The organism is Pseudomonas frederiksbergensis (assembly GCF_017114915.1).
Classification (GTDB): Bacteria; Pseudomonadota; Gammaproteobacteria; order Pseudomonadales; family Pseudomonadaceae; genus Aquipseudomonas; species Aquipseudomonas frederiksbergensis_I.
Window position 1 is genome coordinate 25,086 of record NZ_JAAUOE010000033.1, and the last position, 26,870, is coordinate 51,955.

Consider the following 26,870-nt stretch of genomic DNA (forward strand, 5'->3'; position numbering starts at 1 on the left):
ATTCCATGGACACGAAAATCGTCTATCAAACAGATCACCTGGGAATCTTTACCGGCGAAACCATAGCCGATCGCTCGCCGCTGGAACTGGATGTTTGGCTGATCCCAGGCGGGTGCGTTGAAGTCGCACCGCCGGCCGTGCCGGAAAAAAAGGCCGCGTTTTGGGACGGTCGACGCTGGCAGCTGGTTGACTCCTACCAGGGACTGACGGCCTACAACATCGAGACTCGCGCTGCCCTGGTGATCGAGCGAGCGGGAGCGCTGCCGATCGGTTACACGCTGGAAGTACCAGGCCCGGGCCAGATCTGGAGCAATGGCCACTGGATCGACGACATTCCAGCCGTGATCGAGCTGCGCTACATGGCCCAACTTTCGGCAGTCAACCTGGCCTGTCTGCAGGAGATCACCGGCGGGTTTTGGTCGGTGGCGTTGGGCGATCGCTTTTTCTACGAAACCCAGCTCGAGGACCAGCTGAACCTGACCAGCATGATTCTGCGCGGGTTGGATGGCGCCTACGCCTGCCGCGATGAAGCCGGGATGAAAGCCTTCCTGGATCACTCCGCCGAGCAGCTGCGCCAGATCGGTGACGAATTTACCGAGTTCAAGCTGCAGCGTCTGCGCAAGGCGAACGAACTCAAGCAAGCCCTGGCAGCGGCGCGATCGGCGTCAGACCTGGACGCGATCAACGCCGCGGTGTGGGAGTCCACGCCGGTATGAACTGGGCACCCATTACCATGCATTGGCCGGAGCAGTCGACGCAGTGGCTCAGCGACCTCGAGGCGGCCAAGGATCTGGCCAGCAGCGAGCTGTCCAGCACCGGGCAACGCCTGGAAGGTCTGGTCGACCTGGCCACCACCTCACCCGGCCCGGTCGGCGCCGCTGCAGAAGCCGCCGTGGCCGCCGGTCGTGCAGGGCTGGCCGAGGCTTTGGGCGAGGTGCCGGCCTGCCTGGTGGTGACGCCCTTTCAAAGTGGTGTGGGGCAGGGGCGTGGTTACCAGCGTTACCTCTCAGCACCCAACCTGCTGCAGCAACTGGGCGAGAAGCTCGAGGACACCGGTGACGACGGTCGTCCGGCGGGTTCGCAGTACGCCTTGGCAGTGATGTTCCTGGGCACGCGCTACGACAAGTTTGCGGCGACCTTGGCCCGATTCAATGCTGTATTACCGATGCCAGACCTCCAGCGCGCCGAACGTCGAGCGAAAAACCTGTTCGCGCTGGACGCTGAGAAGTGGGAACTGCCCACCGCCGGCACGCTGCCGCGCTGGGGGGCACTGCCCCTGGAACGTTGCACCGTGACCAAGGCCGCCACGCAAGCCCTGAACAGTCAGCTGTCGGCACTGGAAAGCTACGCGGACAGTTCGCCGATGGCCGATCTGGCGCAGCTGGCTGCCCGCAAAGCCAGCCAGGCCCAGGGACAGGCTCAGAAGCTGGCCGACCTCAAGGCGCAGTTCGCCGGCGGATCTGCAGACGACACCATGCGCGCGTGCCTGATCGGCCCAGGTAATGCCGTCGAGTTGCGTCGCCAGCTGCTGCAGGGGGAAACACCCGGTCACGAATGGGGGCTGTCTGCAGGCGTGCTCCTAGTCGGATCACTAAAGGGATTGGGTTTTGTTCGGGAATTGGTGGGCCTATGACCTTATTGCTCGATGGCGAACAGGTGCGCGGTAAAAACCTCAAGGTCACTGCCAACTTGAGAATCGAAAGCGACGACCTGTCCGGACAGACCAGTAACACCGATTCGGCACACAAAGGGTTCAAGCCCAAGACACTGGCGGTCACGTTGCTGATCCCCTTCGTCGATGAGGCGCACCTGCGCAACCTGATGCGCCTGGCCGAGGCGACCGGCACCGGTGGCCAGCTCAAAACCTACCGGGTGGTCAACGACACCGCGTCCGCGTTTGGCGTGCGCCAGGTGCAGTTTTCCGACGGCGTCAGCGCCCGGGAAGACGATTCGCTGAGGGGCTGGCTCGTTCAATTCACGTTGTCGGAAAAGCTCTCCAACCCCGAACGTGTGGAGACGCGCCGAGCCGGCAAGGGCGTGACACAGCAAGGCGCGCCGGGGCAGTCCGTCACTGCTCCAGGTGCAGGCGAAACCGGTTCACCAGGTCAGGAGCTGACCGGCTTTGAAGCCACCCTGAAAAAGTTGGATAACTACCTGGGCGGTGGTGCATGAGCATGAAGCTGCACAAGGTGCTGACCATCGGCGGTGTGGTGTATCCCCTGGTCAGCGAGGACGTTCGCCTGGAACTGCGCAACCCCGGCCGTGCAACGCTGACCATTAAGGCGGCGGCACCGGTGAAAGGCTTGGTGACGCTGGATATCGGCTACAACGACGGCCCGCTGCAGCGCCATTTCATCGGCTATGTCGAGCGCTGCACGTCATCCAACGCGATCGAGCAAGTTCTGTTCTGCCGCGAGCTCGCCGCGATCCTGGCCAACCCGTTACCGCTCAACCTGCGCCATGCGGATCTGAGCACGGTGTTGGGTGAAATCAACCAGAAAACCGGGCTGAGTTTTCGAGTTCCTGACAAGGCGTACGCCAAGGTAAAAGCCCCGTTCTTCTACAACCTGGCCGCCGGCTATCAGGCGATGGACAGCTTGGCCCGGGTGTTCGGGATCCCTGACTTCATGTGGCAACAGCAGGGCGATGGCGAAGTGTTTGTGGGCAGTTGGGCTGACAGTTTCTTCGGTTCCCGATCGCCGCTGCAACTGCCCGTCGAGCTGTTCAATGGCTACCAAAACAATCAGAGCGCGATGATCGCGGCCCTTCCCGGGTTGCGACCAGGTGCATCCATCAACCAAGGCGAGCGGATCACCAACGTGACACTCACCGGCAACCAAATGGCGATCCGATGGAAGACGCAATCCGCCGCAGCGTAGAGCGGCAATTTCCCGAACTCACCGGCGGCTATCACCTGCCGCGCTTTGCCCGTGTGGTCGGTGTGGCGGATGCCCCGGCCGGCGCCGGCATCTGTGACGACTTCCGTCCGCGTTTCGCGGTGGATCTCGAATTGTTGGGCGAGGATGACGAGCCTGATCCGGAGTTGCCGGTGCTGGCAGGCGTCCCGCTGCCAATGCCCATGGGCGGCGACGAGATGGGTTTCTTCGCCTTTCCCGAAGAAGGAACCAGGGTGGTGGTGTCTTTCGCCTACGGCCTGCCGAGCAAGCCATTTATCCAGGCGATCCTGCCGCACGGCCTAAGCCTGCCCAAGGTGCCGAAGGGTGACCAGGTGTGGCAGCACAGCGAAGCCGCCCAGCAACGCATTGATGCGGACGGCAACTGGCTACGCCAGACCGACGGCCGGATCCTGGACAAGTCGATCGAGCGAGAGGTTGAGAGCCTGACCAACGTCGAACACCACCAAAGCAACAAGGTGACGGTGGACGACCATTCGAGCGAGTCGGTTGGAGGCATCAAGACGATCGAGGCGATCGGCGCGCTCAAGTTGTTATCGGGCGGATCCTCCAGTCTGGCCGCACTGGATGACCTGCATCTGGCCAGCGGCCGCGACCTCAACCAGGTCGTGGCCAAGAAACTGAATCTGACGGTGGGAGGCGACCTACTCGAGCGAATCGAAGGTGCCCGCCGCAGCATCGCCCCCACGACCTGGCTGGGCTCTGAGTCGGTCAACGTGCTCCAGGTGTTGTGCGATCTGATCGACCTGGTTACCCAGATGAACGCCGAAATAGCCGCACACATGCACGGATCCAGCCCGGTCCCCACCAACGCTGCGAACTTCGCCACCAACGCCGGTACCGGCCTACAGCTTATTGGGCAGCTTAAGCCCATCACCGGAGCCTAATTTGGAACTCAAGAACTACTTCGCCCAGGACGACCAGGGCAACAAGCTGCCAGGCGCGATGTGCTACCTGTATCAGCGTGGCACCGAAAACCCCGCCGGCGGCGCCAAGAAAGCCAACGGTGTGGCGCTGGAATACCCGTTCCACGCTGACACGTCGGGCCTGGTCCAGTTCGCGGCACCGAATGGTCTGTATGATCTGCGGGTAGTCAGTGGCGATCGGGATTTTCGTATTCCGGTGCAGTTCAACGACGTGGGCGAGTCCGTAGCAGCGGCTGAATTGGCTGCACTCCAGGCAGCAACGGCTGCAGACGCGGCGCAGCTCTCGGCGGGCGTGTACCAAACTATCGCGAGCGGCTTGCTGGCCACCGCCCACGACCGATACTTCAGTGTGCCGAGTCCGGAGAGCGACGAGTTCCTGATTCTTTACCGCAACAATGCCGGGGTTGAAGTCGAGGTCAAACGGTACTCGTCTGCCGCCGCCATCACCCAAATGAAGGCGCTGATCAATTCCTTCTCCGATGGCGGATCTACCGCGTTCTCCTTTGAAGATGAAAACCGCTTCCCCCTGATGAAACTGTTGGTCGACGGCTCGCTCGACATGCTGAGCGCGAAGCTGCGCAATGCGGGTGACGGGCTGGAAGTCGCGGACCCCAACGGTTTTGTTCTTGCGCGCCTCGGTGCATCGGGAAGCAACATCAACGGCCTGGTGACGAAGCCGAGTGAGGCCAACGGTATCGAGTTTCTTGACGATCATGGGTTTGTGATTGGTCGCTTTGATAGCAATAAAGCGTTTTTTGGTCCGCCCCCACCGGCGCCTGCTGTGCTGCCCCCGCCGTCCGCCCTGCTCGATCAGCAGCTGCGCACCGACATTATCCAAGTCATTGGCTACGGTCAGTCGTTGTCTCGTGGCGTGCAATCGATCCCCGCTATTTCTCTGGTCCAACCGTTCCAGAACATCATGCTGGCCAGCGGTGTCCGTACTCGGGCCACGGACCCTGGTTACAACCCGTCTGCGTTCGTCCCGTTGGTCGAGGCGGGTGACGTGGGGGAGGGCGAAACCCCTGTGGCCGGGATTTGTAACGGCGTCACACGACGGGCAGTCGCAGACGGTGAAAGCGAATCGCGCTGGGTGTTCGTTGGTACTGCACCAGGTCGCAGCGGTCGGTCGGTCGAACAGCTTTCCCCGCTGCCAATGGGCAGCAGCAATGATTTTGAAAACATGGTCAAAACCGTGGCCGACACCAAGGCGCTTGCCGACAGCTTGGGCAAAAGCTATTCGGTCTGGGCGTATGCCTGGGAACAGGGCGAAAGTAACTACATCGATACGTTTGAGACGTCGCCCTATCAGTACATGCAATACCAGCTCAACCTATTCGAAACGCTGACAGAAAAGGTCGTCGGCATTACCGGGCAGCGGTTTCGGCCCTTCCTGTTCTCCTACCAGGTGGGGGCCCATCGCAAGTATGGAAAGGATGCGATGCCGATCGCGTTGGCCCAATGGCGGATAAGCCGGCAACGGGAGGATGTGGTTTTGGCGGTACCGGTCTACATCTTCAAGGTGGCCGCCGACAATCTTCACCTGACCAACGAAGCGAGCTGGCTCCTGGGTGAGTACAAGAGTCGCGCCATGTTCGAAACCATGATCCGCCGCAATGGCAAGTGGCGTCCGCTGGAGCCAATCGCCGTGGACTGGAAACAGGATCATGTGGATATCCAGTTCCACGTGCCCCGGGGAGAGTTGGTGCTGGACGCGGAGTTGGCCGCGCTGACCACAAACTTCGGTTTTGACATCCGCGAGGCTGGTGCTGTGGTACCAGATCTGATCACCGGTGTAACCGTCAATGCTCCCGGGTCTGTGCGACTGACCCTATCGCGGCCTGCCGCCGCTGACGCGATCCTGTCCTATGGCCGTGGCCGTCCTAGCGATCCTGCCCACTCAGGCCCAGCTACCGGCGCCCGGGGCAACCTGCGCGACACCCACGGCCTGTATGACACCGCTGTCTCCCCGCTGGGCAATACCTTTGCCCTGCACAACCCATGCGTGATGTTTCAGTACGACCGCAAAACTGGTTTCTAAGAAGAGGATTTATCGATGGGCGTTCAAGTAGTAGCAAAAGGCGTCGACGCTGAGCAGTACGCAACCGAATACGCGGCGCCGGTACGGCGTGGTCTTGAGGGGATTTTCTTCACCAACACTTCGCTGGAGAAGTGCGCCCGCAACTATGCGGCGGGCAAGCCGGCGGGTTCCATCGTGGGAGCTCCTGCGCCGGCTGCCGGTTATGTGAGCTTGAAGGGCAACACCAATTACATTCAAACGCAGATTCAAGAAACCGAAAGCATCACCATGCTGGTTATCGCTCGGCAGGTCCTTGACCCGGCGAACCCGGCCGCCATCACGATGTTCTGCGGCACTTACAACAGCGGGCAGGTGAGCGGAGTCAGTATCTACATCCCGGCCGCTGATCGTGTTTCGGGCACAGCCGGTTTTGGTATCGACGATGCTGGCAACGCCAACACCGTGACGTCGGTTAGTCCGCTTGTTCCGACTAATTGGGGCTTGTACTCGGTGACTATCTCGCCGACTGGTGTGACCACCAAGTCGCACACCGCCAACCTGTCGACCACTAATGTGCGAGTTGATCCCCGCCGACCGTCAACCCGAACCGTGCGCATCGGCATGGGCTACTACGCGGCGCACAGTGGCCTCAGCGACATTGCTGTGTACCAGCACCACAGCGTGGCGTTGACCGCCGACGAATTGACGAAGACTGTGGCGGATTTGCGCGCTTACGCGGCGCGGCGCGGTATTGTGGTTTGATGAATTTTCCCTGGTAACCAAAGCCCGCTGAATGCGGGCTTTTTTGATATAGGGGCTATTTTCAATAGTATCTAATGTTTTTAATGGAAATGTGAGGAAGCTGCCTTATGCTGGAGATTAGTGATTTGTAATCAGTCGATTTGGCGAGGTTCATATGACATTGTTGGTCGCTATTAATTATGGAAATTTTGCACTGATTGCAGCAGACAAAAAGATGGTTGAGTACGCCGATGGAAAGATCGTCTATTCAAATGAGGAAGCTTTGAAGATTGTTCATACCAAAATAGGCTTTATCACCGGTCAAGGCTCCGTCGAACTATTGGATCTGGTCAAAAACAGAATAGCCAGATCTGAAGTGGTAAGCACAGATCAGATAGTAGATGTAATTGTTTCCGAACGATCTTCGCTTCAGGTGAATAAAATGGACGACGATTCAATCAACCATTGGCTACGTTGTACTGGCTGGATACTCAGTTATTGCACGGTAGACGATCTTGATAAACCGATCGTGCGGATAGCCCAGTACCATCCCTCGCTCCATGAATCAGCGCTCGCAGTAGTTGACAAGATAAGGATTGGATTTCCAATTGGTGTTACATTGGAAGACTCTCGGAAGTGGATGTCAGAGTTTGAAGGTCGCATTGGTGCCATCAATAAAGATTTATCTTTTGAGGCGGTTCTCGGTTCGTCTATCTTTCATATATCTTGGCTCATGGATGAGTTGTCAAAGATGACTGATAGTGTTTCTAGTTGTTTTGATATTGGGGTTTTGTTTGATAATCATGAGTCTTATATGGCTGAGAATATTTCCAGGGCTTCCTCTGAGTTTGAATTGATAAAGGTTTAATATAGGGCCTTTGTAAGATGGCTTCTATTAATAAAATTGTGTCCTATTACTCAAGTCGGCACCACCAGGACTGCGCGTAGGCGCATCCGTCGATGTACTCAATGCCACTCAGCACAAACCCTGTAACCGCCATCCCTGCCAATGTTGCATCCAGCAACCAGGGCAAAGGATCTGGATCATTCGGCAACCCGACACTGACACTGGCGACGTTGACGCTACGACCGAGCTCACTGCTGTTCTGTGAGCTCACCATCACATTCCCCCTGATCGCGGGATAGCGTTGCCGTTCCTTAGGCGTGAGTGCGATGCCTTTGCGCCGCATAGGAGTAACGAGCATATGCATGATCTACCCTCTACCTACTCGCCACTTTGACGGTCAAGCAGTGCTTCCACGGCATAGGCCAACGCACCATCTGCCTGCTCCAGGAGATCGCTGAGATCATCACAATCGATTACCTGTTCCTGGTGCAATGCATGGGCTTGCCTTAACAGCGCTTTATGGTGAGCACCTGGGGCTGCAAGTAATGCTGCATCGTTCTGCAGTAGCAACTGCCATTGCGCGAGCGCAGTCGCCTTATCGGGCGATGCTTCAATATTTTTCTCGACCATCGCCATAACCTCTCTAAGCCAATCCGAAAAAAACTGTATGTATAAACAGTATATCGGTGGTGCATGGTTTGGCTACATCAGTCCGATGAAGAACCTACGGGGCAGCGAAACGCGCTGCCGACGAAAATCGTTTGGCCAAGAAAAAAACTTCGAAAAAAGCACTTATCCCCCTCCCGCCGACGGGCCTTGTGTCCTTTTTTTGTGCAAATCCGGATGTAGTGCAAACGAACCCGCAGCCCAGGCGGGCCATGGGGCTCTGCAGGCGATCGGCAATTTCACAGAGTGCAAAGTTTTGAAAGGAAATGCAGCGCGGTTGCACAGCGGCGCAGGGGGCTGTCACGGAAGGGATAACGCTGGAGTGCCTGGTTCCATTGAGTGGAAAATTCGAAAACGCCAAATAACGTGTGTTTTGAGTTTCTGAACCGCTTGCATCTGAAGCGAATTCAGGCAGTTCCACTACATATCAAAATACCTTGGAGGCCATGCTCTGCAAGCCTTTCAGGTGACCGGAGGTATTTCAAAAGTTGAGTCAGTGCAATCAGCGATTTCCAAGCGTGGGTGGAGAAGCTTAATCACCGGGCAAAAGCATGTTCAGTTGAACCAATTCCTCGGATTTATGCGCTGCCACCAATTGGGTGCATTCCGGGGGACAGAGACGAAACCAGATAGCCATTTTTCGTAATCCTCGTCTTTCGGGATCCATCCTTCCTGACGCGCCCCTTCAAAGTCGAATCTTGAAATTTCTGGCGGATCTCCCCTCAAGCGCGATTTAAAGCGTTGGTTGAGAATTTCGCCGTGGTCTCGCACGTCCTCGCAGAGCTTAATACAGAAGAAAATTACGTCATCGGTGTACGTCGAAATGGCTTGTATGGATCCCCCGTACTCTTGGTTTGTATGTCCTTCTCCATAGCGTAAGCCTAGGTACATATGCTCAAGGGTAGCTCCCTCCGGAAACTGTTTGTTCTTAAAAACCTCAAGAAGCTCGTTTCGCATGGATAAGGCTCCATTCAAGTTTGCCACGGCATCAGTGAGTGCGGTTACAGTGGAAATAGCCCGTCCCAAGGTAGACAGGCGGCTCAAGACGATTTCTTGAATAGTCGCTATAGGAGGTGATATTTCCTGTAAATACAAAAGGTTAGGGTTTATTACCAAAGGTGTGTTTGCTGCAATCTGACGGTTAAGAATTTTCTCTCTGTGCGCTTGATAATTTCTTTGATCTTCATCATAGGCCTCCTTTAAGCCCTTGATGTGCTGCTTTTTTAGAGCCAATGCGACACTCGCGGTCGCTATTGCGAGCACGATCACTGCATTTGTGTGATGAAATTCTTTTACTAACTCCTCTCGAAATTTGCCTTTTTCCGCGATGCGTTGCGCCGCTATTGCACCGGCGAAAGCCCCGGCTAACGAAGTGGTGAAGGCAGAATTCGCAAATCCCTTGATGTTTTCCCATAGGGGGGACACAAGAGGGGAGAGCTCTGCGTATATGGAGGCAATGTTAGGCACGTACGAATATCTCACTGGAAGGTAGTGATGCGAGAGTAGCGATTCGATCGGTAGCGTTGGACTCGCGTGTCTACAGGGATAGCACTGCCAGTGTAGGCACACTCTTCGAAAGCTACATACCCAACCTCATGAAAATCATCGCTTTATTGAGATTGATTCTTAAGTTGGTGGTGGTCGTTTCAAAAAGAGCGATATCAGCTATACAGGGGTGCCAATGGGTCTGGAAGCCCCGGTTTTAAAGGCGTTTAGATATTACATGGCAAAGTAATATGAAGCGATATGAAAAGTAATATTTCCGCCAAACCCCCGGATTCATTGGGTTTTAAGGAATAGAAATATAGCTTTATAGAAAGGTAATACTATCGCCTTCTTATCGCTAAAAGATCGCCTTTTCCTGAAACGGCTGGACGCCTTGATTCGCAAGGGGTGTAGCCGATTTTCGGAGGGGATATTACTAATATTACTTTTTTTTCAGACCCCCACAGATTTTAGGATTGGCACCTATACGGGGGCTGGGGTCAGGCTGTGCAGCTGTTTGCGACTGGTTTAGATCAAACGTCCCCCAATACGGCCCCCAGCGGGGTGCGGTACAGGCTGAACACAGCTACAGGCCTTGAAATCAGTGGAGCGGGTGAAGGGAATCGAACCCTCGTTATCAGCTTGGGAAGCTGGAGTAATGCCATTATACGACACCCGCTCAGAGCGGCTGACTTTGTACCAGATGTGGGCGCGGATTTGAAGTTTTTCTTTATGCGCGATGGCTTTAGCGCCGGGTGAAACACAAGCAGGGACCGCGTTGACGATCATTCGCGGGCAAGCCTCGCGCCTACAGGAGTGCGTTCAACACAGTAGGGCGGGGCTTGCTCGCGATGACTCTGTTTCAGATTGCCAATGCATGGTGGTCCTGGACGTAGTGGTAGCGCGGTCGGCTTTCGTGTTGCGTCGGTTTCAGGAAGCCCAGCAGTGCATTGCGGCTGTCTTGGCACGCAGTTTTATGTTCCATGTCGAGAAAGTGGCCGGTGGCCTGAAGGGTGGTGAAGGTGCTGCGCTCCACATGGCCAGCGAACAGCCTGGCATCTTCGGCGGCGGTGTACTCGTCCCATTCGCCGTTCATGAACAGCACCGGCACGTTGATTTTCTTTGCCGTGTTCAGATAGCAGTTACGGTCGCTGTTGAGCACGTCGCTGATGTGGAAATGCATCTGCCCGTATTCGTGTTCGGCCAACGAACTGACGTGACGGTGGTTGAAGCGTTTGAACAGCGAAGGCAGGTGTTTGCCGATGGTGCTGTTCACCAGATGGCCGACGCGGTCACCATCACGATTGCCGAGGTAATCGACACCGCGCTGAAGGTAGTCGAGCATGTGCTCGTTGACCACCGGCGAGAACGAACTGATCACAGCCTTTTCGATGCGCCGTGGCCGTTGGGCGAGGGCGACGAGCGTGGCGGCGCCACCAAAGGAAAACGACAGCACGTGTTCGGCGGCGAAGTGGTCGATCAGCTCCAGGAGGATCTGCCCTTCGATTTCCTTGGTCAGCATTTTCTCATGCAGGTTGTGGGCCTTGGACTTGCCCGCGTAGGGCTGGTCGTAGCACACCACATTGAACTGCGGATAAAGGTTTTTCACGGTTTGGGCAAACGACGCAGTCGTGGACATCGAGCCGTTGACCAGAATGATGGTCTTTTCTGCGGCGTCTGCGCGATAGAACTCCGTGTAAACCCGATACTGACCCTGTATATCCAGCACAGCGATTTCTGGCCTCATGACATAAGACTCCTGGCAAGCGGGTATGCGCGCAAATCAGATTGCACGAGCTTTGTGACAGGTAGGCATACGCCTGGAATTTTTGAAGGCCCATGTCGATCCATTGCACGCTGGTCGACGGGTATTGTTATAAGCGGGCAGTTTGCCGGGGGAAGGCGGAACCTGAGGGTTCTCTGCCGGCAAAAAGTTTCTTAGAGTAGTTTTGGTGACTCGTCGGTCACGTTTCGCGCCGACGTCCTGATTCAAGCAGGGGTCACGTCATCGCGCAAGTATCTTTCGAAAATTCTTCGACAACTTCTGCTGAGCGGTCGTCTGCTTAGATCAATCGGATCTCTTCGACGCTCAGCGGCCGGTACTCGCCGGGCTTCAACGCGTCGTCGAGCAGCAGCGGCCCCATGCGTTCGCGGTGCAGGCGCAACACCTTGTTGTCGAAGTGGCCGAACATCCGTTTTACCTGATGGTAGCGGCCCTCGACGATGCTCAGGCGCGCCGATTTTGCCCCGAGTACGACCAGCTCGGCAGGTTGGGTGATGAGGTCTTCGAAGGCGAAGTACAGGCCTTTGGCGAACGTGATCGCGTAGTCGGCGGTGATGTCCTGCTCTGTTTCGACGTAATAGACCTTGGGCAGTTTGGTCTGCGGTTGGGTCAGGCGTCGCGACCAGCTGCCATCGTTGGTGATCAGCATCAGGCCGGTGGTGTTGAAGTCCAGGCGACCGGCGATGTGCAGGTCATTCTTGTCCGGTTCATGGATCAGGTCGAGCACCGTCGGGTGTTGTGGGTCGCGGGTGGCACTGACGCAGCCGGGCGGTTTGTGCAGCATGAAGTAGCGGGCCGGTTTACCGAGCTGCAACACTTCGTCGTCGACTTCCACGCGGCTGAACTCAAGCACCTCGGCATGAGGGTCGCTGACGATGGTTCCATCGACTCTCACGCGCTTTTCCACCAGCAACAGGCGTACCTGCTTACGGTTGAAGCGGGGCAGGTTGCTGAGGAAACGGTCAACACGCATGGCCAGGGTTCGGTTGGAAAGTTCGGTGGGAGGGTTCGGAGGGAGAGCGCTGCGTATCTTACGTGATCGGCCCTACGGCTGCTTGCAACTGCGTTTCGACCCGGGCGCAGGTCGGGCACAGGCAGGACTTGTCGCGCAGCTCGGCGGGCAGCGCTTGGAGCACCGCCGGATCGATGCTCACGCCGTAGCACCAGCAGGCACGATCGACAGTTCGCGGATCAGCCAGGCTGCAGTCGTTGGCGGCGCCGCAGGCCGGGCAGAGGTCAGGTTTATTCATGGAGGGTATTCGGTTATGGCCGGTTTGCTTGGCCCGAGCTGCGCATGATCGGCCGACAAGCACCCGTGCGCAAGCCGGCGTCGGCTGGCCGCTGATCCGAAGGCCGACGCGGTCTGGCACTCGGTGCAGGTTTGAAAGTCCAAACAGGTGTGACTCGACTGCTGTTGCAGGTCTTTCAGGAGGCCTCCATGTTCTGTCAAAAAAAGCTCCGCCAAATATTGCTCAGTGTGTTTTTTGGTTTGGGTCTGTCCGGGTGTTACTACTATGTAGGTGGTGCCGATGTTTATCCGGCACCTTATTACTACCCCGGTTATTACTACTCGCCTTACTACTACGGCGGTCCGCGCTTCTACGGTGGCTATCGCTACTATTACTTCGGTGGTCCCCGTCATCACCATCGCGGCGGACACCATCGCGGGCACCGTTAACCGGCTCACGAATACAACGGCGCGTCCGGCTTGCGCGAGCGCCGTTTTCTTTGGGGCAAGATGAAAAACCTTTCATCGGCTACTTGTTTCAACGTGTTGCGGAAACGCACCAGATCCCGATTTCACGGTCTGATATTTCGACAGTCGCCGAACCATTGACTGTCGCCTGCCAGCGTCGCTGGTATGGCTCACTCGCGGTCCAGGAGGCCGCCATGCTCTGTCAAAAAAAACTCCACCAAATTCTGCTGATTGCTCTATTAGGATTGTCTCTTGGTGCGTGCGTGCCCTATTCCGATGGAGGAGCCAGCTACTACCGTTCCGAGGTCTACACATCCCCAGCGCCGTATTACTCCGGTGGCGGGGCCTACTATTCCGATGGTGGTTATTACACGGCCCCGCGCCGGTATTACTCGCCCCCCGCACGGTATTACCAGCCATCGCCGCGTTATTACTACCAGCCGCGGGTTTATCAACCGGCACCGCGCTATTATGACTACCGTTACCAGAATCACGGATGGGACCGTCATGACCGCAGGGGTTGGGACGGCCATAACCGGGGCGGTTGGGACGGCCGGAACAGAGGCGGCCGGGACGATGGCTATCGAGGCCACAGTCGGCGGGATCATCGTGACGGAAGAGGCGATCACCGCGGTCGCGGCGATCACGATGGCCGAGGCGGCCGCTGGTAAGCCACTCATGAAAAACGGCGCATGAAGCGCCGTTTTTGTGCCCGGATTTCAGTATTCCGACAGATCCGCCAACGGATGCCGACCTTCCCAGACCTTGTGAAAATGCGCTTCCACCGCCGCCTCCGGCACCGTGTTGATATCCGGCCAGTGCCAGTGAGGTTTCTGGTCTTTGTCGATCAACCGCGCACGCACGCCCTCGCTGAATTCCGGATGACGGCAGCAATTGAGGCTCATGGTGTATTCCATCTGAAAGACTTGAGCTAGCGACAGGTGCCGGGCGCGGGCGATCTGTTCCCAAACCAGATGAGCGGTCAGGGGCGAGCCTTCAATCATGGTGCAGGCCGCACGACTGAGCAGCGGGTCTTTATGAACGCGTAGCGCACTGATGGCCTTCCAGGCACAACGAACGTCGCTGACATCCAGCAACTCGTCGATCTGCTGGCGTCGCGGCAGCCACTGCGCTTCGGGCATTTTTACGAGCGCTTCTTGTTGCAAGGCCTTGAGCAGGCTGTTGAGTTGCATGGCGGTCTGTTCCTGCCAGTTCAATTGCAGCAAACCTTCGATCAGGTCTTGCTGTTGTTGATCGAGCAAAAAGCGATCCGCGAGGTCCAGATCGATTGCATCGCGACCGTTCATCCGGGCGCCGGTCAGGCCGAGAAACAACCCGAGCTTGCCGGGCAGCCGCGACAGAAACCAGCTGGCGCCGACGTCCGGGTATAAGCCAATGCCGATCTCCGGCATCGCCAACCGGCTGCTTGGCGTGACAATTCGAATGCTCGCCCCTTGCAACAGCCCCATGCCCCCGCCCAGCACATAACCATGACCCCAGCAGATCAACGGTTTGGGGTAGGTATGCAGGCTGAAGTCGAGGCGATATTCTGCCGCAAAGAAGTGGGCAGCCAACGGCGGTACTTCTCCGGGATGGGCGAGACACGCCTCCACCAGACTGCGTACCTCACCCCCGGCGCAAAAAGCCTTGGCGCCATGGCCGCGCAACAGCACGCAAACGATCTGTGGTTCCTTGGCCCAGGCGTCCAGTTGATCGCGCAAGGCGTTAATCATCGGCAAGGAGAGGGCGTTGAGGGACTTTTCGGCATCCAGGCTGGCGATGCCGATGCGTGCGCCATCGGTGCCGGTGAGTTCTTCGAAGTGCAGATTCATCGTGACCTCGATCGGGAACTTGAGCGTTCAGTATGATCGCTCTATAGGAAAATGCCGGATCTGCGTCAGATCAATTGACAAGCGCGATGGGCTTTCCTAGGGTTCGCCCCATTGTTTTTGCCGGATGTAACCATGACTGCTGACGACCGTATCAAACTCGAACCGAGCTGGAAGGAGGCACTGCGTGCCGAATTCGATCAGCCCTACATGGCAGAGTTGCGCACATTCCTGCAACAGGAGCGCGCGGCGGGCAAGGAGATCTATCCGCCGGGACCGTTGATCTTCAACGCGCTCAACTCCACGCCGCTGGACAAGGTCAAGGTGGTCATCCTCGGGCAGGATCCTTACCACGGCCCGGGTCAGGCTCATGGGTTGTGCTTCTCGGTGCAACCGGGCGTACCGGCGCCGCCGTCGCTGGTGAATATCTATAAAGAGTTGAAGCGCGACCTGAACATCGATATGCCCAATCACGGTTACCTGCAGAGTTGGGCGGAACAGGGCGTGTTGATGCTCAACACCACCATGACCGTGGAGCGTGCGAATGCCAACGCCCATGCGGGCAAGGGCTGGCAGCACTTTACCGACCGGATTATCGAAGTGGTCAGCGAGCACCAGCCACATCTGGTGTTCCTGTTGTGGGGGGCGCATGCCCAGAGCAAGCAGAAACTGATCGACGCCACTAAACACCTGGTGCTGACGTCGGTCCACCCGTCGCCGCTGTCCGCCTATCGCGGCTTCCTTGGGTGCGGGCACTTCAGCCGGGCGAACAAGTTTCTGGAACAGAATGGCGAGACGCCGATCGAGTGGCGGTTGCCGCCGGTTTGATGCGCTGAAATGATCGTTCCCATGCAGAGCGTGGGAACGATCACGGATCAGACGGAATCGGGCTCCCGGTTCCAATACCTGAACAACGGCTCCGCCAGAAACAACACAAACAACAATCGCATCACCTGCATCGCCGTCACCAGCGGTACCGATAATTGCAGGGTCTCCGCCGTCAGGCTCATCTCGGCAATCCCGCCAGGCATCATGCCCAGCGTCAGCGAGCGCAGATCCAGATGGGTCAGTGCACTCAACCCCAGCGCCGCCAGCGTGGCGATCAACATGGTCAACGCCGTACCAAGCAGGGTCCGGCCCATGAAGGACGGTGCCCGCCGAAAGAACTGCCGATTGAAGTGGCAACCCAATCCGCTGCCGATCAGCCACTGGCCAATTTGACTGCCGCCGTTGGGCAACCCGATGTGCAGGTCCCAACCAATGCTCACCGTCGCACTTACCAGCAGCGGCCCGAACAGCCAGGGGTTGGGTTGACGCAGGCGCTGCCAGATCCAGGCGGCAAGGGCGCCGGCCGGGAACAGAATCGCCAACCACCTCCAGTCCACGGTTGTTGCATGCAAGACGGGCGCACCGTCGCCCAACAGGTACTTGAACGCCGCCGGCACGCAAAGTACCACCACCAACACCCGCAAACTCTGCCCCGCCGCGACACGGCTGAGCACCGCGCCGTTGCGGGCGCCGAGGTTGACCATCTCCCCGGAGCCGCCGGGCATGCTGGAAAAGAACGCGGTGGCGCGATCTTCACCGGTGCGCCGCATCAACCAGACCCCGACCACCGCGGACAGGCTGGTGACCAATGCACCGAAGAAGATCAGACCGAAATGGCTCAGCACCTGCTCCATCACCACCGGGGTGAAGTGCAGGCCGATGCCGATGCCGACAACCCACTGGCCGCACTTGCGCCCGCCAGGGATTTCCGCCAATTGCCAGGGAGTCAGACAGCGCATCAGGATGATCGCCAGCAACGAGCCAACCATCCACGGCAGTGGCCAGCCGATCTGGCTGGCGAGGTAACCGCCCAGCAGACCGACCAGCGGTGTTCCCCACCAGCTTTTGAAGGGGGTCCTATCAGACATCGGCAATAACGCGTCGGGCGACCGAACGTTTGCGCCAGATACGCAGTAGCGGCATCAGCAGCATGATTGCAGTCAGCACCCAGCAACCGAACGTGATCGGGCTCGACCAGAGGATCTCCAGTGCACCGTTGGAAATCGACAGGGCGCGACGCAGATTCTGTTCCATCAACCCACCGAGAATGAAGCCCAGCAGCACTGGCGACAACGGGAAGTCTAGCTTGCGCAGGATGTAGCCGAAGATGCCGATGCCGATCATCAGGAACAGGTCGAAGGTGGTAGCGTGTACTGCATAGACGCCGATCCCGGTGATGATCGCGATCACCGGCACCAGTGCCCAGTTCGGCACGGCGAGGATGCGGGTAAAGATGCGGATCATCGGGATGTTGAGGATCACCAGCATCACGTTGGCGACGAACAACGACGCGATCAGGCCCCAGACGATGTCCGGTTGTTGCTGGAACAGCAGCGGGCCCGGGGTGATGTTGTACAGCGACAATGCGCCGATCATCACCGCCGTGGTCCCCGAGCCCGGAACACCGAGGGTCAGCATCGGCACCAGGGCACCGCAGGCTGCGCCGCCGATGGCGGTTTCCGGAGCCGCGAGGCCACGCATATCGCCTTGTCCGAAAGTGCCCTTGGCACCGGCGATACGTTTTTCGGTCATGTAGGCCACCGCGCTGGCCAGCGTCGCGCCGGCACCCGGCAACACGCCCATGATAAAGCCCAGCAAACCGCAACGGACGTTCACCACGAACACCGCCGAGGCTTCCTTGAAGTTGAACATCATGCGCCCGGTGGCTTTCACCGCTTCCTGGCCACGGTGGGTTTTTTCCAGCAGCAGGAGGATTTCGCTGATGGAGAACAGGCCCAACACCAGCACGACGAACTGAATGCCGTCCGTCAGATGAATGTTATCCCCGGTGAAACGGTATACGCCGCTGTTGGCGTCGATCCCGACGCTCGACAGAAACAGACCGATCAGCGCTGCAATGAAGGTCTTGAGCGGTCGGTCGCCGGCCATGCCGCCGAGACAGACAATCGCAAACACCATCAGCACGAAATACTCCGCCGGTCCGAAGGCAATCGCCCATTTCGCCAGCAGCGGGGCGAACAGCACCATGCCGCAAGTCGCGATGAAGGCACCGATGAACGAACTCCACGCCGACAGTGACAGCGCTACACCGGCCAGACCCTTGCGGGCCATCGGGTAACCGTCGAGGGTGGTCATGACGGTGGAGGCTTCGCCCGGAATGTTCAGCAGGATCGAGCTGATCCGGCCGCCGTATTCGCAACCCAGGTACACCGCCGCCAGCAGGATCAGCGCCGACTCCGGTGGCAGGCCGAGGGCGAACGCGATGGGAATCAGCAACGCCACGCCGTTGATCGGCCCCAGTCCCGGCAACAGCCCGACGACGGTGCCGATCAAGGTGCCGCACAATGCGGTCACCAGGTTGTACGGGCTCAGCGCGACGCCGAAGCCCTGACCCAAATAGCCAAGAGTATCCATATCAGTTCTCCAGAACGTCGAGCACGCCCAGTGGCAGTGGCACGTCCATCAACTTGTCGAACAGCAGATAAAGACCGATGGCCATCAGGCTGATGATCACCGCGCTGGGCAGCCAGCGGCCGCCATACAGGCGTGCCATCGGGACCCCGATCAGAATGCTGGCGACGATGAAACCAAGGGGTTCGAAGGCCCCGGCGAACACCAGCAACAGCAGCACGCAGATGCCGATTTTGATCAGGGTTTCGCGGTCCAGTTTCGGGTCGTCATCGCTGTGCACGATCGGCGCCGGCCGAAATACCATGTACAGCAAGGCCAGGCCCATCAGGCCGAGCATCAGCAGAGGGAAGGCGCGAGGGCCGACCGGTTCGTAGGAAAAAGCCGCTTGATACGGCCACGCCATCAGCGCCAGGCCGACACAGGTCAGCAACAGCACCGAAGCAAAAATGCGTTGTAAGAGCATGGAAAACTCCTGGGCCACGACCCCGAGAACCGGGGCCGCAGCCGCTAGACAGAGGCGATCACTGGATCAGGCCGAACTCTTTGGCCAGCACTTTGTAGTCCGCGACCTGCTTCTTCACGTAGGTGTCGAGCTCCGGGCCGGTCATGGCGAACGGGAACAGTTCACGCTGATCGCGCAGCTTGGCGAAGTCCTCGGAGGCCAGCAGTTTGTCGAAGGCGTCTTTCCACCAGGCGTAATCTTCGTCGCTGACTTTTGGCCCGAGGTAGAAACCGCGTACCACCGGCCAGACGATGTCGTAGCCTTGCTCTTTAGCGGTCGGAATGTCTTTCATTTCCGGCTCGTCCAGACGCTTCTCGGAGAACACCGCGAGCAGACGCATGTCGCCACTCTGAATGTGTGGCATGGAGTCGGAGATGTCGGTGCTGCCGACCTGGATGTGGCCGCCAAGCAGGGCGGTGGCGATTTCACCGCCGCCTTCGAGGGCGACGTAACGCAGGTCGCGCGGGTTGATCCCGGCCGCTTTGGCGATCAGGGCGGTCTGCATCCAGTCCTGACTGCCGACGGTACCGCCGGAGCCGATCACCACGGAGCTCGGATCTTTCTTCAGGGCTTTGACCAGATCGTCCAGGGTCTTGTAGGGCGAATCGCTTTTCACCGCGATGGCGCCATAGCTTGTTCCAACTGCGGCCAGCCAGCGCACCGCGCCTTCATCAAACCGCCCGAACTTGCCTTGGGCCAGGTTCAGCAGCGAACCGCTGGACCAGGCCACCAGCGTACCGGCATCGGCCGGGCGCTGAGCCACCACCGCGTTGTACGCCACCGCGCCGACGCCGCCGGGCATGTAGGTCACGCGCATCGGTTTGGTCAGCAGTTTTTCGTTGACCAGCGCGCTTTGCGCCAATTTGCAGGTGAGATCGAAACCGCCGCCCGGCGAGGCCGGGGCGATGCATTCCGGGCGTTTGGGTTCGGCCAGCAATTGGCCGGCGAACAGCATGATGCCGGTGGCCAGAGCAACTTTACGCATTGATAGGTTCATTCAAGTCTCCTTAAGAGTTTTTGTTATGGACGTACTGAATTACCAAAGGGCAACGCTATCGCTCGCCCCAGATGCACTGGGCGCTGGTGCGACAGTCGTGGTTGAAATACAGGTTGCGGGTTTCGAAGGTTGCCGTACTGTCTTCGAGGACGGCAGCCTGGCTGAACGGCGAAAAGCCGGCGAGGGTGGTAGGACTGAGACGGGAAAACGAGCAGGCGGGCAAGCCTGAAGCTGCATGGACTGCATGGTGACGTACTCCGTTTATTGTTCTTATTAGACGAAAACGCTTCGAGGCGTTTTTCGTTGGCAGCAACGGCAGTCGAAACTGTCCGTGGCTGGACTCTAACCGGCCAACCTTTCACTAACCTTTCAGCTGACTTTCACGGTTTTCGGGCTTCACAGCGGCGGATGCGGCTGTAAACTCCGCGCCAAAGAATGGCGTCGACCATCCCTGAATGAGGTAAAGATCCATGCGTGTTCTGCTCGTCGAAGACCATCTGCAGCTTGCCGAAAGTGTCGCCCAGGCGCTCAAGAGCACCGGGCTGACCGTGGATGTGCTGCACGACGGTGTGGCGGCCGACCTGGCCTTGAGCAGCGAGGAATACGCCATGGCGATTCTCGATGTCGGCCTGCCGCGCATGGATGGTTTCGAAGTGCTGGCGCGCCTGCGGGCCCGGGGCAAGAACCTGCCGGTGCTGATGCTGACCGCCCGCAGCGATGTCAAGGACCGGGTCCATGGCCTGAACCTCGGCGCCGACGATTACCTGGCCAAACCTTTCGAACTGACTGAGCTCGAGGCGCGAGTCAAAGCCTTGCTGCGCCGCAGTGTGCTCGGCGGTGAACGCCAGCAGCGTTGCGGTGTGCTGGCCTATGACCTGGACACCCGGCGCTTCACCCTCGGCGAAGAATTGTTGACCCTGACCTCCCGCGAGCAGGCGGTGCTCGAAGCCCTGATCGCCCGTCCCGGTCGGGTGATGAGCAAGGAGCAATTGGCGGCCCATGTCTTCGGCCTGGACGAGGAGGCCAGCCCCGATGCCATCGAAATCTACGTCCACCGCTTGCGCAAGAAGCTCGACGGCCAACCGGTGGCCATTGTGACCTTCCGCGGCCTTGGCTATTTGCTGGAAAGCCGCGATGCATAAGCTCAGCAGCCTGCGTTGGCGGTTGCTGTGGAACCTCGCGTTGCTGCTGGTGGTGTTGATGCTCGCCAGTGGATTGAGCGCGTACTGGAACGGTCGCGAAGCCGCCGACACCGCTTATGACCGGACCTTGCTGGCCTCGGCGCGGACCATCGCCGCCGGCCTGTCCCAGCGCGACGGCAGCCTCAGCGCCGACGTGCCCTACGTGGCTCTCGATACATTCGCCTACGACAGTGCCGGGCGGATTTTTTACCTGGTCAACGACATCAATCAGAAGCTGATTTCGGGCTACGAAAACCTGCCGGCACCGCCACCGGGAACGCCACGCACCGATGACTATCCGGCGTTGGCGCGGTTCTATAACGCCACTTATCAAGGGCAGAACGTGCGGGTGGTCAGCCTGCTCAAAGCGGTCAGCGAGCCGAACATGAACGGCATGGCGGAAATCCGTGTGGCGGAAACCGATGAGGCGCGGGTCCGCATGGCGCGCAGCCTGATGGCCGACACCTTGTTGCGTTTGGGCATGCTGGCGATCGGTGCGTTGCTGTTGGTGTGGTTTGCGGTCAGTGCGGCGCTGCGTCCGCTGGAGCGTTTGCGCACGGCGGTGGAAGAGCGCCAGCCCGATGACTTGCGGCCCTTGCCGTTGGTGGAAGTGCAGCACGAGTTGGGGCCGCTGGTGCGCGCGCTCAATCACTTTACCGAGCGTTTGCGCGGGCAGTTCGAACGCCAGGCGCAATTCATCGCCGATGCCGCCCATGAGTTGCGCACGCCGTTGGCGGCGCTCAAGGCACGACTCGAACTGGGCTTGCGCTCGAACGACCCCGAAACCTGGCGCAGCACTCTGGAAAGCGCCGCCCAGGGCACGGATCGCCTGACCCATCTGGCCAATCAATTGCTCTCGCTGGCCCGGGTCGAGAATGGCGCCCGGGCCATTGCCGAGGGCGGTGCACAGTTGCTCGACCTCAGTCAGTTGGCTCGTGATCTGGGCATGGCCATGGCGCCGCTGGCCCACGCACGTGGCGTGGCGCTGGCGCTGGAAGCCGACGAGCCGGTGTGGCTGCGCGGCGAGCCGACGCTGTTGAACGAACTGTTGAGCAATCTGGTGGACAATGCGCTGGCCCACACGCCGCCGGGTGGCAATGTGATCCTGCGGGTCACGGCACCGGCGGTGCTGGAGGTCGAGGACGATGGCCCGGGGATTCCCCTTGAAGAGCGGGATCGGGTGTTCGAGCGCTTTTACCGGCGCAACCAGCAGGTGGCCGGGTCGGGACTAGGCCTGGCGATTGTCGGCGAAATCTGCCGCGCCCATCTGGCGCAGGTCAGCCTGCACGATGGCGAGCGGGCGGGGTTGAAGGTTCGGGTGAGTTTTATCGCAGGAGACTAAACACCGCCCTGTGGCGAGGGGCTTGTTGTGGCGAGGGGGCTTGCCCCCGTTGGAGCGCGAAGCGGTCCCCAGCGTTCCGTCTGGCAAATCGTACATAACAGTTTTTTCGACTGCTTCGCAGCCGAACGGGGGCAAGCCCCCTCGCCACAATGATCAGTAAAACATCGACCGCGATTCTTCCAGATCCTTGCACATCGCCTCGTCCTGCGGATCGACTCCCAGCTTCTTGAAGGCCGGCACGGTGAACGGGTCGATACGGGCCAGGGGATGCTCGCTGTCCTTGTGGCAGTACAGGCTGGCCACTTGTACCAGATCGACATAATCGACCCGCTCCGATTGCCGCTGGAAATCCAGATACAGCCCCGGCAATTGCACCAGCATTTCCGGGAATTCCCAGACCCTGAGCAGCTTGTCGCCGAGCAGCGGATGAATGCGGTCGATCACATGGTTGAGGCTGACCGGGTCAGACAGCAATTCATAGTGATCTTCGGCGTAGGTCAGGATCGGCAGCACGCCAATCTGATGCACCAGCCCGCCGAGCGCCGCTTGATCAGGCTTGAGTTGTGTGTAACTGCGGCACAACGCATAGCTGACGCCGGCGATTTCCAGGCTTTTGCGCCAGACCTCGCGCATTTTCTGTTCCACCACTTCGGAACGGGCATTGAAGATCTGTTCCATCACCAGGCCGATGGCCAGGTTGCTGCTGTAATTGACGCCCAGCCGGGTGATGGCCGTGTGCAAGTCAGTCACTTCCTGGGTCGCACGCAGCAGCGGGCTATTGACCACTTTGATCAGGCGCGCCGACAGCGCGGTATCGCGGCCGATCACTTTGCTCAGGGTGCTGACACTGATTTCCGGGTCTTCGGCGGCCTTGCGAATCTGCAGGGCCACTTCCGGTAATGTTGGCAGAACCAGGTCATCGTTATCGATGGCCTCAACCAAATCCTGTTGGACCTTATCCGCCAGCTCACTCATTTCTTTTCTCTAGGGTATTGCGACAAATGCTGCTGTTAACGCTGGATTTCGCGATCACGATCCAGTTGGTAAGGCAGGTCGAGCAAATGCAGGCCCGGACCTTCAAGTGCGCCAAGGTGCAGGTTGCCATCTTCTGCGGCTTCGGCTTGCAACACGGCCAGTAGTTCAATGTTTTGCCCGGCGCGGGCGGCCAGCACCACTTCACCGATCGAGCTGCCGTGAGTCGGGGAGAATAGTTGAGTACCGGGTTCCGGCAACTCGCTGGCCGCAAGTTGCAGGCGATACAACCGGCGCTTGAGTTTGCCCAGGTACTGCATGCGCGCGACGATTTCCTGGCCGGTGTAGCAACCCTTCTTGAAGCTCACGCCACCGACGGCTTGCAGATTGAGCATCTGCGGGATGAACAGCTCGCGGGTGCTTGGCATGACCTGACCGATCCCGGCGCGGATCTGGCCCAGCAACCATTGATTCAGATCGCCTTCGGCCAACAGGGCGGACAGCTTGCCCTTGACGGTGTCGGCTTGATCGGCACCCACCCACAGTTCAGCGCGGTCAGACGAGACGCGAAGGGCGATCAGGCCGTCATTACGAACGACGCTGTCGGTGTCTGCCGGTAGCGCCAGGCCCAGGCTGGCCAGTGCCGCATCGCCATGCTCAAGGCCAAAACGAACCCAGCCGGCACTTTCGTCGGTCAGTTTCGATTTGGAGAACACAGCGTACTTTTTCAGGTCCGCCAGTTGCGGCTCCAGCAGTTCGCAGGCCATCGCCATGAGCACACCGTCACCTTCGAGCAGAATGCGGAAGCTCGACTGCATCCGGCCTTTCTGCGTGCAGCGCGCGCCAAGGCTGGCCTGGGTATCACTCAGATAATTGAGATTGCAAGTCAATTGGCCTTGCAGGAATTGGCTGGCATCCGCGCCGCGTACCGCGAGAACGCCTTCGTGAGACAGGGTGCAGAAAAAAGCAGAATCGGCCATGGGTCATCGCAGGGTAAAGAGTCCGAGGGACATCATAAGGGGGCGCCCTTGAAATGGGTAGTTCACAAAGGATCGTCGGGGGCGACCAAAGCCGACTGTTCGACCGGCCTTGGGGCTGTATACTTACCGTCTATTTGAGGAGCGCTCCATGGTCGATAACGTTGAACTGAACCGCCTCTTTTGGCACAGCCGTCGCGGCATGCTGGAACTTGACGTGCTGCTGGTGCCGTTCGTGAAAGAGGTTTACGCGAATCTGAACGAAGTAGATCGCGCGCTGTATGTCCGCCTGCTGGAGTGCGAGGATCAGGACATGTTCGGCTGGTTCATGGAACGCACCGAATCGGAAGATCCGGAGCTTCAGCGCATGGTTCGCATGATCCTGGATCGTGTCCAGCCCAAGTAACGTGTTCGAATGCCGCTGGCATGCCTCACGGCAGTTGCTGGCGGCCTATCTTCTCGCCCAGCTGTTCGCGTTGGGTTCGCTGTTTTTTCTCTCTATCCCGCTCTGGGCCCGCCTGCTCGGCGTTGCGCTATGTGTGACTCACAGCGTTTGGGTATTGCCGCGACAGATTTTGCTGACTCACCCGCAGGCCTTTCGCGGCTTGCGTCGCGATGCCGATGGCTGGCAGTTGTGGAATCAGGTGCTGGGCTGGCAACCCGTGCAGTTACGACCGGACAGCCTGGCGTTGCCATTGATTGTGGTACTGCGTTTTCGTTTGCGGGATGAGCGACGTATCCGGACGATATGCGTACCGCGGGATTCGCAGGCGGCGGATTTACACCGACGCCTGCGGGTTCGGCTCAAGTTCAGTCGGCGTAGGTGGGTGGCACCAGAATAGTATCCAGGGCGACCGGCAGCAGGTTCGGGTAGTCGAGCGTGTAATGCAGGCCGCGACTTTCCTTGCGTTCCATGGCTGAACGGATCATCAGGTCGGCCACCTGCGCCAGGTTACGCAACTCGATCAAATCCCGACTGACCTTGTAGTTGCTGTAGAACTCGTCGATTTCGTCCAGCAACAACTGTACGCGGTGCTGGGCCCGTTGCAGGCGCTTGTTGGTGCGCACGATGCCCACGTAGTCCCACATGAATCGCCGCAGTTCGTCCCAGTTGTGCGCGATGATCACGTCTTCGTCGGAATCGGTGACCTGGCTCGCATCCCAGACGGGCAGGGCGGTCGGAATCGATACGTCTGGCAACTGCTCAAGAATGTCCGCCGCCGCCGAACGGGCGTAAACGAAACATTCCAGCAGCGAGTTGCTCGCCATGCGGTTGGCGCCATGCAGGCCGGTGAAGCTGGTTTCACCAATTGCATACAGGCCCGGCACGTCGGTGCGGCCCCGCTGATCGACCATCACGCCGCCGCAGGTGTAGTGCGCCGCCGGCACCACCGGAATCGGTTGTCTGGTGATGTCGATGGAGAATTCCAGGCAGCGTTCATAGACCGTCGGGAAGTGAGTCTTGATGAAGTCATCGGGCTTGTGGCTGATGTCCAGGTAAACGCAATCGATACCCAGGCGCTTCATCTCATGGTCGATGGCGCGGGCGACGATGTCCCGTGGTGCCAGTTCGGCCCGCGGGTCGAAGCGTTGCATGAAGCGTTCGCCATTGGGCAGCTTCAGGTGTCCGCCTTCGCCACGCAGGGCTTCGGTGATCAGGAAACTCTTGGCTTGCGGGTGATAAAGGCAGGTGGGATGGAACTGGTTGAACTCCAGATTCGCCACCCGGCAGCCCGAACGCCAGGCCATGGCGATGCCATCACCGCAGGCGCCATCAGGGTTGCTGGTATAGAGGTAGACCTTCGCCGCGCCGCCCGATGCGAGGATCACGAAGCGCGCGCCGTAAGTGTCGACTTCACCGGTACTGCGGTTGAGGACATAGGCGCCGAGGCAACGGTCGCCTTCAAGGCCCAGGCGTTTTTCGGTGATCAGATCGATTGCAACCCGCTGCTCCAGCAATTCGATGTTGGGTCGCTGCATGGCCTGATCGAGCAGGGTTCTGAAGATCGCCGCTCCCGTCGCGTCGGCGGCGTGGATGATGCGCCGATGGCTGTGACCGCCTTCGCGGGTCAGGTGAAACTCGAAACCGCCATCTTCGGTGGCGGACTGTTCATCGCGGGTAAAGGGCACACCTTGGTCGATCAGCCATTGAATCGCCTCCCTGCTGTGCTCGACGGTAAAGCGCACCGCGTCTTCATGGCACAGGCCGCCACCGGCGTTGAGGGTGTCATCGACATGGGATTCGACAGTATCGGTGTCATCCAGAACGGCGGCGACACCGCCCTGGGCCCAGAAGGTTGAGCCATTGGCGAGGTCGCCTTTGCTCAATACGGCGATGCGCAAATGACCGGGCAAGGTCAGCGCAAGGCTCAAGCCGGCAGCACCGCTGCCAATTACCAGAACATCGTGTTGAAACTGTTGGCTCATTTCAGGATTCCGCTCAAAGCGACCCGGGTCGGGGGTGGCGCAAGACAGCTGGATCGGCGAGTCAAGACAGCCACACAGCCCACTAGTATATAGAGGGGGGGAGCGGCACAATAGTCGGGCCCACATGGCATTGTGAAACTACTGTGA

At 58.9% G+C, this 26,870-nt stretch carries 29 protein-coding genes, 1 tRNA gene and 1 pseudogene; 15 read left to right on the forward strand and 16 right to left on the reverse strand.

Annotated features, from left to right (window positions below):
• The first annotated feature begins 5 nt into the window (after positions 1 to 5).
• From HCU66_RS20695 to HCU66_RS20730, 8 genes are all read left to right on the forward strand, one after another.
• The gene (locus tag HCU66_RS20695) at positions 6 to 716 is read left to right on the forward strand and encodes a DUF4376 domain-containing protein (RefSeq protein WP_205890334.1); all 711 of its coding nucleotides are present in this window, start codon (positions 6 to 8) and stop codon (positions 714 to 716) included.
• On the forward strand, positions 713 to 1,633 hold the full coding sequence (locus HCU66_RS20700) for a hypothetical protein (protein WP_205890335.1): 921 nt from the start codon (positions 713 to 715) through the stop codon (positions 1,631 to 1,633). Before HCU66_RS20695 ends, HCU66_RS20700 begins: the two co-directional genes overlap by 4 nt.
• On the forward strand, positions 1,630 to 2,172 hold the full coding sequence (locus HCU66_RS20705) for a baseplate complex protein (protein WP_205890336.1): 543 nt from the start codon (positions 1,630 to 1,632) through the stop codon (positions 2,170 to 2,172). The genes HCU66_RS20700 and HCU66_RS20705 overlap by 4 nt, the downstream gene beginning before the upstream one ends.
• Positions 2,169 to 2,879 (forward strand): hypothetical protein, encoded by a 711-nt coding sequence (locus tag HCU66_RS20710; RefSeq protein WP_205890337.1) that lies wholly within the window; start codon positions 2,169 to 2,171, stop codon positions 2,877 to 2,879. The genes HCU66_RS20705 and HCU66_RS20710 overlap by 4 nt, the downstream gene beginning before the upstream one ends.
• The gene (locus tag HCU66_RS20715; protein ID WP_205890338.1) at positions 2,852 to 3,802 is read left to right on the forward strand and encodes a hypothetical protein; all 951 of its coding nucleotides are present in this window, start codon (positions 2,852 to 2,854) and stop codon (positions 3,800 to 3,802) included. Before HCU66_RS20710 ends, HCU66_RS20715 begins: the two co-directional genes overlap by 28 nt.
• A gap of 1 nt (position 3,803) precedes the next feature.
• On the forward strand, positions 3,804 to 5,879 hold the full coding sequence (locus HCU66_RS20720) for a hypothetical protein (RefSeq protein ID WP_205890339.1): 2,076 nt from the start codon (positions 3,804 to 3,806) through the stop codon (positions 5,877 to 5,879).
• Between the two features lie 15 nt (positions 5,880 to 5,894).
• Entirely contained in the window at positions 5,895 to 6,620 is a 726-nt protein-coding gene (locus HCU66_RS20725; protein ID WP_205890340.1) for a hypothetical protein, read from the forward strand.
• A 154-nt stretch (positions 6,621 to 6,774) separates the two neighbouring features.
• Positions 6,775 to 7,467 (forward strand): hypothetical protein, encoded by a 693-nt coding sequence (locus HCU66_RS20730; RefSeq protein WP_205890341.1) that lies wholly within the window; start codon positions 6,775 to 6,777, stop codon positions 7,465 to 7,467.
• A 46-nt stretch (positions 7,468 to 7,513) separates the two neighbouring features.
• Here HCU66_RS20730 and HCU66_RS20735 read toward each other — a convergent pair whose 3' ends face one another.
• The 7 genes from HCU66_RS20735 to HCU66_RS20765 all read right to left on the reverse strand — a co-directional run bounded on the left by HCU66_RS20735 (position 7,514) and on the right by HCU66_RS20765 (position 12,630).
• The gene (locus HCU66_RS20735; RefSeq protein ID WP_205890342.1) at positions 7,514 to 7,810 is read right to left on the reverse strand and encodes a hypothetical protein; all 297 of its coding nucleotides are present in this window, start codon (positions 7,808 to 7,810) and stop codon (positions 7,514 to 7,516) included.
• Positions 7,811 to 7,824: 14 nt separating this feature from the next.
• Positions 7,825 to 8,082 carry a hypothetical protein gene (locus HCU66_RS20740; protein WP_420908068.1) on the reverse strand — a complete coding sequence of 86 codons (258 nt, stop codon included), beginning with the start codon at positions 8,080 to 8,082 and terminating at the stop codon, positions 7,825 to 7,827.
• Positions 8,083 to 8,667: 585 nt separating this feature from the next.
• Complete coding sequence (locus tag HCU66_RS20745) at positions 8,668 to 9,579, reverse strand: hypothetical protein (protein ID WP_205890343.1); 912 nt, start codon at positions 9,577 to 9,579, stop codon at positions 8,668 to 8,670.
• A 623-nt stretch (positions 9,580 to 10,202) separates the two neighbouring features.
• Positions 10,203 to 10,276: transfer RNA gene (locus tag HCU66_RS20750), tRNA-Gly, on the reverse strand.
• Between the two features lie 183 nt (positions 10,277 to 10,459).
• Positions 10,460 to 11,344 (reverse strand): alpha/beta fold hydrolase, encoded by an 885-nt coding sequence (locus HCU66_RS20755; protein WP_205890344.1) that lies wholly within the window; start codon positions 11,342 to 11,344, stop codon positions 10,460 to 10,462.
• Positions 11,345 to 11,660: 316 nt separating this feature from the next.
• The gene (locus HCU66_RS20760) at positions 11,661 to 12,353 is read right to left on the reverse strand and encodes a pseudouridine synthase (protein ID WP_205890345.1); all 693 of its coding nucleotides are present in this window, start codon (positions 12,351 to 12,353) and stop codon (positions 11,661 to 11,663) included.
• 58 nt (positions 12,354 to 12,411) lie between these two features.
• Positions 12,412 to 12,630 (reverse strand): cysteine-rich CWC family protein, encoded by a 219-nt coding sequence (locus HCU66_RS20765; RefSeq protein ID WP_205890346.1) that lies wholly within the window; start codon positions 12,628 to 12,630, stop codon positions 12,412 to 12,414.
• Between the two features lie 188 nt (positions 12,631 to 12,818).
• On the opposite strand from HCU66_RS20765, the gene HCU66_RS20770 reads away from it, so the two are divergent.
• Positions 12,819 to 13,058 carry a hypothetical protein gene (locus HCU66_RS20770; RefSeq protein ID WP_205890347.1) on the forward strand — a complete coding sequence of 80 codons (240 nt, stop codon included), beginning with the start codon at positions 12,819 to 12,821 and terminating at the stop codon, positions 13,056 to 13,058.
• Positions 13,059 to 13,270: 212 nt separating this feature from the next.
• On the forward strand, positions 13,271 to 13,747 hold the full coding sequence (locus HCU66_RS27155; protein WP_241015600.1) for a hypothetical protein: 477 nt from the start codon (positions 13,271 to 13,273) through the stop codon (positions 13,745 to 13,747).
• Between the two features lie 48 nt (positions 13,748 to 13,795).
• Here the strand turns inward: HCU66_RS27155 and HCU66_RS20775 are convergent, their stop codons facing one another.
• Positions 13,796 to 14,908, reverse strand: coding sequence for an enoyl-CoA hydratase/isomerase family protein (locus HCU66_RS20775; RefSeq protein WP_205890348.1), 1,113 nt, complete (start codon positions 14,906 to 14,908; stop codon positions 13,796 to 13,798).
• Positions 14,909 to 15,040: 132 nt separating this feature from the next.
• On the opposite strand from HCU66_RS20775, the gene ung reads away from it, so the two are divergent.
• Complete coding sequence (gene ung, locus HCU66_RS20780) at positions 15,041 to 15,733, forward strand: uracil-DNA glycosylase (RefSeq protein WP_205890349.1); 693 nt, start codon at positions 15,041 to 15,043, stop codon at positions 15,731 to 15,733.
• Between the two features lie 47 nt (positions 15,734 to 15,780).
• On the opposite strand, the gene HCU66_RS20785 is transcribed toward ung, so the two are convergent.
• The 5 genes and pseudogenes from HCU66_RS20785 to HCU66_RS27160 all read right to left on the reverse strand — a co-directional run.
• Complete coding sequence (locus HCU66_RS20785; RefSeq protein WP_205890350.1) at positions 15,781 to 16,821, reverse strand: AbrB family transcriptional regulator; 1,041 nt, start codon at positions 16,819 to 16,821, stop codon at positions 15,781 to 15,783.
• On the reverse strand, positions 16,814 to 18,328 hold the full coding sequence (locus HCU66_RS20790) for a tripartite tricarboxylate transporter permease (RefSeq protein WP_205890351.1): 1,515 nt from the start codon (positions 18,326 to 18,328) through the stop codon (positions 16,814 to 16,816). Before HCU66_RS20790 ends, HCU66_RS20785 begins: the two co-directional genes overlap by 8 nt.
• A 1-nt stretch (position 18,329) precedes the next feature.
• Positions 18,330 to 18,788: a tripartite tricarboxylate transporter TctB family protein gene (locus HCU66_RS20795; protein ID WP_205890352.1), complete on the reverse strand. Its 459-nt coding sequence runs from the start codon at positions 18,786 to 18,788 to the stop codon at positions 18,330 to 18,332.
• 58 nt (positions 18,789 to 18,846) lie between these two features.
• Positions 18,847 to 19,824, reverse strand: coding sequence for a Bug family tripartite tricarboxylate transporter substrate binding protein (locus HCU66_RS20800; RefSeq protein ID WP_205890353.1), 978 nt, complete (start codon positions 19,822 to 19,824; stop codon positions 18,847 to 18,849).
• A 76-nt stretch (positions 19,825 to 19,900) separates the two neighbouring features.
• A pseudogene (locus HCU66_RS27160) lies at positions 19,901 to 20,070 on the reverse strand (outer membrane porin, OprD family); the annotation flags it as partial.
• A gap of 224 nt (positions 20,071 to 20,294) precedes the next feature.
• Here HCU66_RS27160 and HCU66_RS20805 point away from each other — a divergent pair.
• Positions 20,295 to 20,966: a response regulator gene (locus HCU66_RS20805; protein ID WP_205890354.1), complete on the forward strand. Its 672-nt coding sequence runs from the start codon at positions 20,295 to 20,297 to the stop codon at positions 20,964 to 20,966.
• Positions 20,959 to 22,347 carry a sensor histidine kinase gene (locus HCU66_RS20810; RefSeq protein ID WP_205890355.1) on the forward strand — a complete coding sequence of 463 codons (1,389 nt, stop codon included), beginning with the start codon at positions 20,959 to 20,961 and terminating at the stop codon, positions 22,345 to 22,347. Before HCU66_RS20805 ends, HCU66_RS20810 begins: the two co-directional genes overlap by 8 nt.
• Positions 22,348 to 22,500: 153 nt before the next feature.
• Here HCU66_RS20810 and HCU66_RS20815 read toward each other — a convergent pair whose 3' ends face one another.
• On the reverse strand, positions 22,501 to 23,322 hold the full coding sequence (locus tag HCU66_RS20815; protein WP_205890356.1) for an HDOD domain-containing protein: 822 nt from the start codon (positions 23,320 to 23,322) through the stop codon (positions 22,501 to 22,503).
• A 35-nt stretch (positions 23,323 to 23,357) separates the two neighbouring features.
• Positions 23,358 to 24,299, reverse strand: coding sequence for a CAF17-like 4Fe-4S cluster assembly/insertion protein YgfZ (gene ygfZ, locus HCU66_RS20820; RefSeq protein WP_205890357.1), 942 nt, complete (start codon positions 24,297 to 24,299; stop codon positions 23,358 to 23,360).
• A 148-nt stretch (positions 24,300 to 24,447) separates the two neighbouring features.
• Between ygfZ and HCU66_RS20825 the strand changes: the two genes are divergently transcribed.
• Together HCU66_RS20825 and HCU66_RS20830 are read left to right on the forward strand one after the other, a co-directional pair.
• A complete protein-coding gene (locus HCU66_RS20825; protein ID WP_205890358.1) occupies positions 24,448 to 24,702 on the forward strand; it encodes an FAD assembly factor SdhE in 255 nt (84 codons plus the stop codon).
• Positions 24,686 to 25,138, forward strand: a complete 453-nt coding sequence (locus HCU66_RS20830) for a protein YgfX (RefSeq protein WP_205890359.1) — start codon at positions 24,686 to 24,688, stop codon at positions 25,136 to 25,138. Before HCU66_RS20825 ends, HCU66_RS20830 begins: the two co-directional genes overlap by 17 nt.
• Here the strand turns inward: HCU66_RS20830 and nadB are convergent.
• Positions 25,107 to 26,723 carry an L-aspartate oxidase gene (gene nadB, locus HCU66_RS20835; protein WP_205890360.1) on the reverse strand — a complete coding sequence of 539 codons (1,617 nt, stop codon included), beginning with the start codon at positions 26,721 to 26,723 and terminating at the stop codon, positions 25,107 to 25,109. The two genes, HCU66_RS20830 and nadB, sit on opposite strands and share 32 nt — an antisense overlap.
• Positions 26,724 to 26,870 lie beyond the last annotated feature (147 nt).